The organism is Brachyspira innocens ATCC 29796, from assembly GCF_000384655.1.
Taxonomy (GTDB): domain Bacteria; phylum Spirochaetota; class Brachyspiria; order Brachyspirales; family Brachyspiraceae; genus Brachyspira; species Brachyspira innocens.
In genome coordinates, this window is the sequence record NZ_ARQI01000093.1 from 23757 (window position 1) to 30611 (window position 6855).

A 6855-nucleotide genomic window follows, 5' to 3' on the forward strand; every position below is an offset into this window, starting at 1 on the left:
AGTATATTCTTAATTAATTTTTTTTCAACTTTTTTAATTGTAAATATAATTGCTTTAAATTTTACTGATATAATATAGAATAAAAATTGACAAATGTATACAAAATGAATATACTATATAAGGGTATATAAAATATAATAAAGGAGTTTCTAAATATGAAAAAAGTTATAATAATAGGCGGAGTAGCTGCAGGAATGAGTGCTGCTGCTAAAGCAAGAAGACTCGATAAAGAAGCCGAAATTACAGTATATGAAAAAACTGATGTAGTTTCTTGGGGAGCATGCGGAATGCCTTATTATGTAGGAGGTTTCTATGAAAACCCTAATACTATGATAGCAAGAACCGCTGAAGCTACAATAAAATCTGGAATCAATTTGAAAGTTAAACATGAAGTATTAAAAATAGATGCCAAAAACAAAAAAGTGTTGGTTAAAGATATAGATAATAATAAAGAGTTTGAAGATAGTTATGATTCTTTACTTATAGCTACAGGAGCCAAATCAATAATACCAAATATTGAAAACATCAATATAGGCAATGTATCTACTTTAAAAGATTTTAAAGATGCTATTAACATGAGAGAGAAAATGAAAGATGAAAATATAAAAAATGTTGTAGTGTTGGGTGCTGGTTTTATAGCAGTAGAGGCAGCACATGCTTTAAAACACACAGGTAAAAATGTTACTATGATACAGCGTTCTGACAGAGTTTTTGGAGGTAAATTTGATAAAGAGTTTTCTGACATGGTAATAGAACATATAAAAGAAAATATTGATTTGCGTCTTAATGAAAAAGTTTTATCATTAGAAGCTGACAGTAATAATAATGTTAAAGCAGTTGTTACAGATAAAGGTAAATATGAGGCTGATTATGTTGTAGTTGCTATAGGAGTAGTTCCTAATAGTGATTTGGCAAAAGAAGCTGGAATAAAACTAATGGATAATGGAGCTATACTTGTAGACAGAGAAGCTAAAACAAGTATTGACAGTATATATGCGGCAGGCGATTGTGCTAGCATATATGACAGAGTAACTGACAGTCAGACTTATGCAGCACTTGCAACTGGTGCCAATAAACTTGGAAGAATGGCTGCTAGTAATTTGGTTGGCGGACATGAAAAGTTTGCTGGAAGTTTAAAAAGTGCCTGCATACTTGCATTCGAGCTTGAAGCTGCAAGAACTGGTATTACTGAAGAAGAAGCTAAAAAAAGAAATATTGATTACAAAACTGTTACTGTAAAAGATTTGGATCATACTCATTATTATCCAGACTATCAGGATTTACATATAAAATTAATATATTTAAAAGATACAAGAAAGATTATAGGAGGTCAGATATTAGGTAAAAGAGGGGCCGTATTAAGATGCGATGTTATAGCAGCCTGCATATATGCTGGTCTTACTGTAGATGAATTGGGAATGCTTGATTTGTGCTATGCTCCGCCTTTTGCTAGAACTTGGGATTCACTTAATGTTGCAGGAAATGCTGCTAAATAATAATTAAGCAATTAACAAATATTTTTAGTATACTCATTTTTTTAATATTTATTAGGGCTTGATATTAGAGTTTTTTATTCTCATTCAAGCCTTAATTTTTTATTATTTTATATTTATCAAGCTTATAAATATTTTAATATTAAATTCATAAGTATAAAGTAAAGCTCTATATCATATCTTTGATGATAATACTCCATAAACTGAAGTATAGAAAGAGATGTATAATTAAATATACTTTCTATATTATCAATAGCCATCGCAATAGTTTCAATATCATTAATATTATTATTATTAATTATTTTTAAATACTGTATTTCTTTATGTTTATTAAAATCAAGCCTGACTGCCTTTTTTACTATGTCTTTATAGTATAAAAAATTATCTATATTAAAATTATCAAAATCTATATAATACTTTTTTTCTGTACTTGATGAGTATAAATGATAAAGATCTGATTTCTCTATATCTTCAAATAAATATTTAAGGAAATTATTAATATCTGTTTTCACTTTATTATAATAATTATCATAAAATGTTCTCTCTTCATCATTTTGAACCAATTTCATTTCAGCAGTATTATTAAATATTTTCTGTTTTAATGCTGTCTCATTATACTCTCTGTTTGATGAATAATAAAAAGATTTAAAATAATTATTATAATCTTCCTGCATCTTTTTAAGCTGATTATTCGCATTGTTTTTTTTGCTGTTTAGATGTTTTTCTTTTCTTGAGAGTATTTTATACTGAGTGATATATTCATTATATTTATCTTTATCTCCAATCTCAAGATATGTTTTTGCTAAAAGTTTATAAGTTCCTGTTTCATCTTCTTTAAGGCATAAAGATTTTTGCAAATTAACTAATGCCTTTTTATAATTACCAAGCCTAAAATAGGAATCTCCAAGCCAAAATAAAATTAAATAATTCTCTTCATCATCATTAAGTTTTATAGATTTCTCCAAATATTTAACAGCCTCTTCATATTCACTGTCTATATAATTGATATATCCTATCCAATAATAAGCTAGATAATTATTTTCGCTGCTGTATTTTTCATTTATTTCTATAGATTCCAGTAAATATTGCAAAGCATTTTTATAGCTTTCCATCTTTGCATAGCAAATACCAAGATAAAGATAATTTAAATATTCATTCTCCTCAGCCTCTGAAAGTTTAATAAAACAGTCAAGCTGATAATCTATATTGTCATTATAATTCAAAGCTATATTTCTAGCCTTTTCCAAACATTCCTTTGATAAAGCTGCCTCATCTATTACATTATAAAGAATCCCTATAGAAAGCCAGCTGTTGAACTCATCGTCTTTTAATTTTAATGATTCGCTTAAATGCTCAAGTGCTTTATCATATATCTGTAGAGAAAAATAAGTATATCCTAAATAATATCTTGTAAGGTAATCATCTTCTTTCAAAAAAATAGACTTCTCTAAAAACTCTATAGCCTTATCATAGCTTTTTAACTGCATATGACAGTATCCTGCATATTTGTATAATAAACTATCCTCTATGCCAAAAGCCTTATACAGATATAGCAAAGCCAAATTATAATTATAATCATTAGCCCCTATTTTAGCATATGTAATACCCAGCCATAAAGTATAGTAATGATTTGATTTATCTAATTTATACGCCCCCTTAAAACATTCTAAAGAATCCTCTAATGAATTAAATATATCATAGCATCTTCCCATATAATATTTGTACATAGCCTTATTAATATTAGATTTGTCTAATGATAATGCTTTTAAAAAATTAATCATAGCTATATCGTATCTTTCTAATTTATAGGCACAGTATCCTGCTTTAAATATTGCTTCTGTATTATTAATGTCAATATTATCTAAAATGTTATTGCATAAAGAAAATGCATCTTCATAATTATTACTTTGTATATAATCGTCTATCTCTTGAAGGTATATCTTTATATTTTTCATAATCTCACTTTTTATAATATTAATGTTATATTATAAATGATTATTAAGAAATTTAAACCTATTAACTTTTACAATTATAAAAAAATAGTAGTTTTGAAAGTTTTTATATATGATTATATAAGACTTGTTTCAAAATCAATTAATAATATTTTAATTTATAGTGTTTTATAATATCGTGATATTTTATACTATATTACATATTTTTTGTATTTATATCAAAATAATATTTATAAATTAATGTTTATAAATCGCAAGGCTCTTTCAGCAGCATCTTCTATTAATATTTTTGAGTTTTTTATAGCTTCATCAAGAGGCATAGCTCTTTTTAAAGCTGGCATAATAGATGTAATACCCAAATCATAAACAGCCTCAGCACCATCTCTTATATCTCCTACTATAGCAATTACTGGTATATTATTAGCCCTTTTTGCTACGCCTACAGGTACTTTACCTTTTTTTGTCTGTCCGTCAATGGCACCTTCTCCCGTTATAATAAGTGAAGCCCCTTTTATATGCTCCTCAAAATCTATAATATCAAGCACAGCATCTATACCGCTTTTTAACTCAGCATTACAGAAAGCTAAAAGCCCACCTCCAAGTCCTCCTGCAGCACCAGACCCTTCAATATAATCTATTTCTTTATTAAACTTTTCTTTTACAACTCTAGCTATATTCTTTAAACCATTATCAAGTATATCAAAACTCTCTTCTGTAACTCCCTTTTGCTTTCCATATACAGCAGTAGCTCCGTTCTCTCCATAAAGAGGATTTTTTACATCGCATGCAGCACTTATTTTTATGTCAAATATTCTTCTATCCACATTACTATCGTCTATATGCTTAACTTTTATCATATTCTCCGCAATAGCTTCAAGTTCATTATTATCCTTATCTAAAAATCTATATCCTAAAGCATTAGCCATACCTATACCGCAGTCATTAGTAGCACTTCCGCCTATTCCAATTAATATTTCTTTTATATTATTATTTAAAGCATCTTTTATAAGCTCTCCAGTCCCGTAAGTAGAATATTTTAAAGGATTTCTATTTTTATCATCAACTAATGTTATCCCCGATGCTTCAGCCATTTCTATAACTGCCTTATCTTTATTAATAATACCATATTTAGCTTCTATAATTTTTCCTTCTGGATTTCTCACTTTTATTTTTTTCATATTTCCTCCTGCAGCATAAAGTATAGAGTCAACAGTGCCTTCGCCACCATCAGCAACTGGTATCTTTTTTATTTCAGCATTTTTAAATACTTTTAATACCCCTTTCTCTATGCAATTGCAAACTTCCATACTGCTCGTACTTCCTTTAAATGAATCTGGTATTATTACTATTTTCATAAGTATTTCCTTAAAATATTATTTTTATTGTTTGGAAACAGTTTTGTAACAATTATAATATCATTAAAACTTTGTAATCTTTTTATTATCAATAAAAGCATTAAAAAAGGTGATAATATAAAAATACTATCACCCTTTTATATAATTAAATATTATTAATTTTCTTCTTTTTCATTTGACCAATTTTCTCTAGGCTCTTCTTTATCCTGAGGAGGCTCTTTTCCTGTTTCAAGATATTCAATAGCAGCCTTTAACTGTTTGTCATAGCGAAGATCATATATCTCTTTATAGTTATCTAAATTACGTTCATTATATATTAAACGCTCAAGCAAGTAATCGCTTGCCATGATGTTTTGATTTTTAAGCTCTTCTTTGAAAGCAGGTAAAGCAGTAGCATCAGAACTTTCATTAGGATATTTTTTAGCATAAGCAGATATTTGTCCGCCTTTTCTAAGTTCGGTTAATGCTGTTATATCGGTACTGCTTAATTTTGGTTCTACTACTACGAAGTCTGGAGTTAATCCTTTACCATGAAGTCTTCTTCCGTTTGGTGTGTAGTAATGAGCTACTGTAAATTTGAAGGAAGTATTGTCTCTAGTATCCAAAGGAAGCACATACTGAACACTGAACTTTCCGAATGTAGTTTCACCCAAAAGTTTAGCTCTTCCGCTGTCTTGCAAAGCACCTGAAAGTATTTCTGAAGCAGAAGCACTGTACTGATTAACTAATACAACCATATCTCCTTCAAGCCATTCATCGCCTTTTTTAGAAGCATAATAATCCTGATTTTCGTTTTTTGTTCTTCCTCTTGTGTATACTATTTTTCCTTCTGTTAAGAACTCTTCTACTATATTAATAGCTGTATCAAGTCTTCCGCCCGGATTATTTCTTAAGTCTAATACAAGTTTTTTCATACCTTGTTTTTTAAGGTCTATTAAAGCATCTTCCAAATCTCTGGCTGTATCATCGCCGAAAGTAGTTATTCTTATATAACCTACTGTATCATCAACCATTTTATATTTAACGCTTTTTATTTCTATTATTGCTCTTGTAAGAGGATATTTAATAGGCTCTGCTACTCCATCGCGTACTATAGTAAGAGTAACTTTAGTACCCTCTTTTCCTCTCATGATATTAGCAGCATTATCAACAGACATATCTTTTGTACTTTTACCGTCAATTTCTGTGATAATATCCCCAGATAATATACCAGCTTTTTCACCCGGACCGTCCTCTATAGGAGAAACAACCATAAGTCCTTTATCAGCATTTTTTGATATAGAAAGTCCAACACCGCCGTATTTTCCAGACATCTCTGTATTTAAAGCCTGATTAAGCTCTTCATCAAGAAGGAATGTAAAAGGGTCATCAGTTGCCTCAAGCATTCCTTTAATAGCACCGTACATTAATTTTTTTGTTGTTACGCTGTTGGTATCAACAAAGTTCTGCTGCAAAGTGGCAAATACTTTCTGAAATAGTCGGCTGTAATAGTAAAAATCATTATCCGACTGAGCCTTTCCCTGCTGGGCTATAGCAAGAGAAGGACTTTTAAAGTTGAAAAAAGAAATTGCTACTACAAAAATTAAAAGAAATATCCATAAAAGTCTTTCTTTGTTTTTTATCATGTTTTTTTATCCTTAATTATAAAAATATGCTGTTTTTATACCTTATAAAAATTAATTATAACATAAATAGTAAAAAATTTATATATACAAACGGCAAAAAATATTATGATAACTTAATATACCAATATTTGAATTTTATACTTAATAATATATAATATTACATACAATTTACATATAAGAGTTAAACAATATGGCTGAAAACAATATAAAAAAATACTTTATAAGAAAAGAAATAAAAAAATTAAAAGAAAATATTAAAAATATAGATTTAAAAACTGTAAGAGAAGAGTTTTTATATGAAGCTAGAAGAATAGTTGATGAAGTTAATCAATATTTGGACGCTTCTTTATCAAATGAAAATCTTAATATAGAAGATATTAATAACAATATAAAAATATTCAATGACAGATTAAACGAAGTAAATAAAAAA

At 28.4% G+C, this 6855-nt stretch carries 5 protein-coding genes; 2 read left to right on the top strand and 3 right to left on the bottom strand.

The window, feature by feature from the left end; translation table 11 throughout:
- The first annotated feature begins 155 nt into the window (after positions 1–155).
- Entirely contained in the window at positions 156–1496 is a 1341-nt protein-coding gene (locus F811_RS0104465) for a CoA-disulfide reductase (RefSeq protein WP_020004087.1), read from the top strand.
- A 122-nt stretch (positions 1497–1618) separates the two neighbouring features.
- Here F811_RS0104465 and F811_RS0104470 read toward each other — a convergent pair whose 3' ends face one another.
- The 3 genes from F811_RS0104470 to F811_RS0104480 all read right to left on the bottom strand — a co-directional run bounded on the left by F811_RS0104470 (position 1619) and on the right by F811_RS0104480 (position 6425).
- Entirely contained in the window at positions 1619–3448 is a 1830-nt protein-coding gene (locus F811_RS0104470; RefSeq protein ID WP_020004088.1) for a tetratricopeptide repeat protein, read from the bottom strand.
- A 227-nt stretch (positions 3449–3675) separates the two neighbouring features.
- Entirely contained in the window at positions 3676–4800 is a 1125-nt protein-coding gene (locus F811_RS0104475; protein ID WP_020004089.1) for a glycerate kinase family protein, read from the bottom strand.
- Positions 4801–4955: 155 nt separating this feature from the next.
- Entirely contained in the window at positions 4956–6425 is a 1470-nt protein-coding gene (locus tag F811_RS0104480) for a S41 family peptidase (protein ID WP_020004090.1), read from the bottom strand.
- A gap of 190 nt (positions 6426–6615) precedes the next feature.
- On the opposite strand from F811_RS0104480, the gene F811_RS15525 reads away from it, so the two are divergent.
- On the top strand, positions 6616–6855 hold a 240-nt coding region (locus F811_RS15525; protein WP_033425216.1), incomplete at its 3' end, for a hypothetical protein.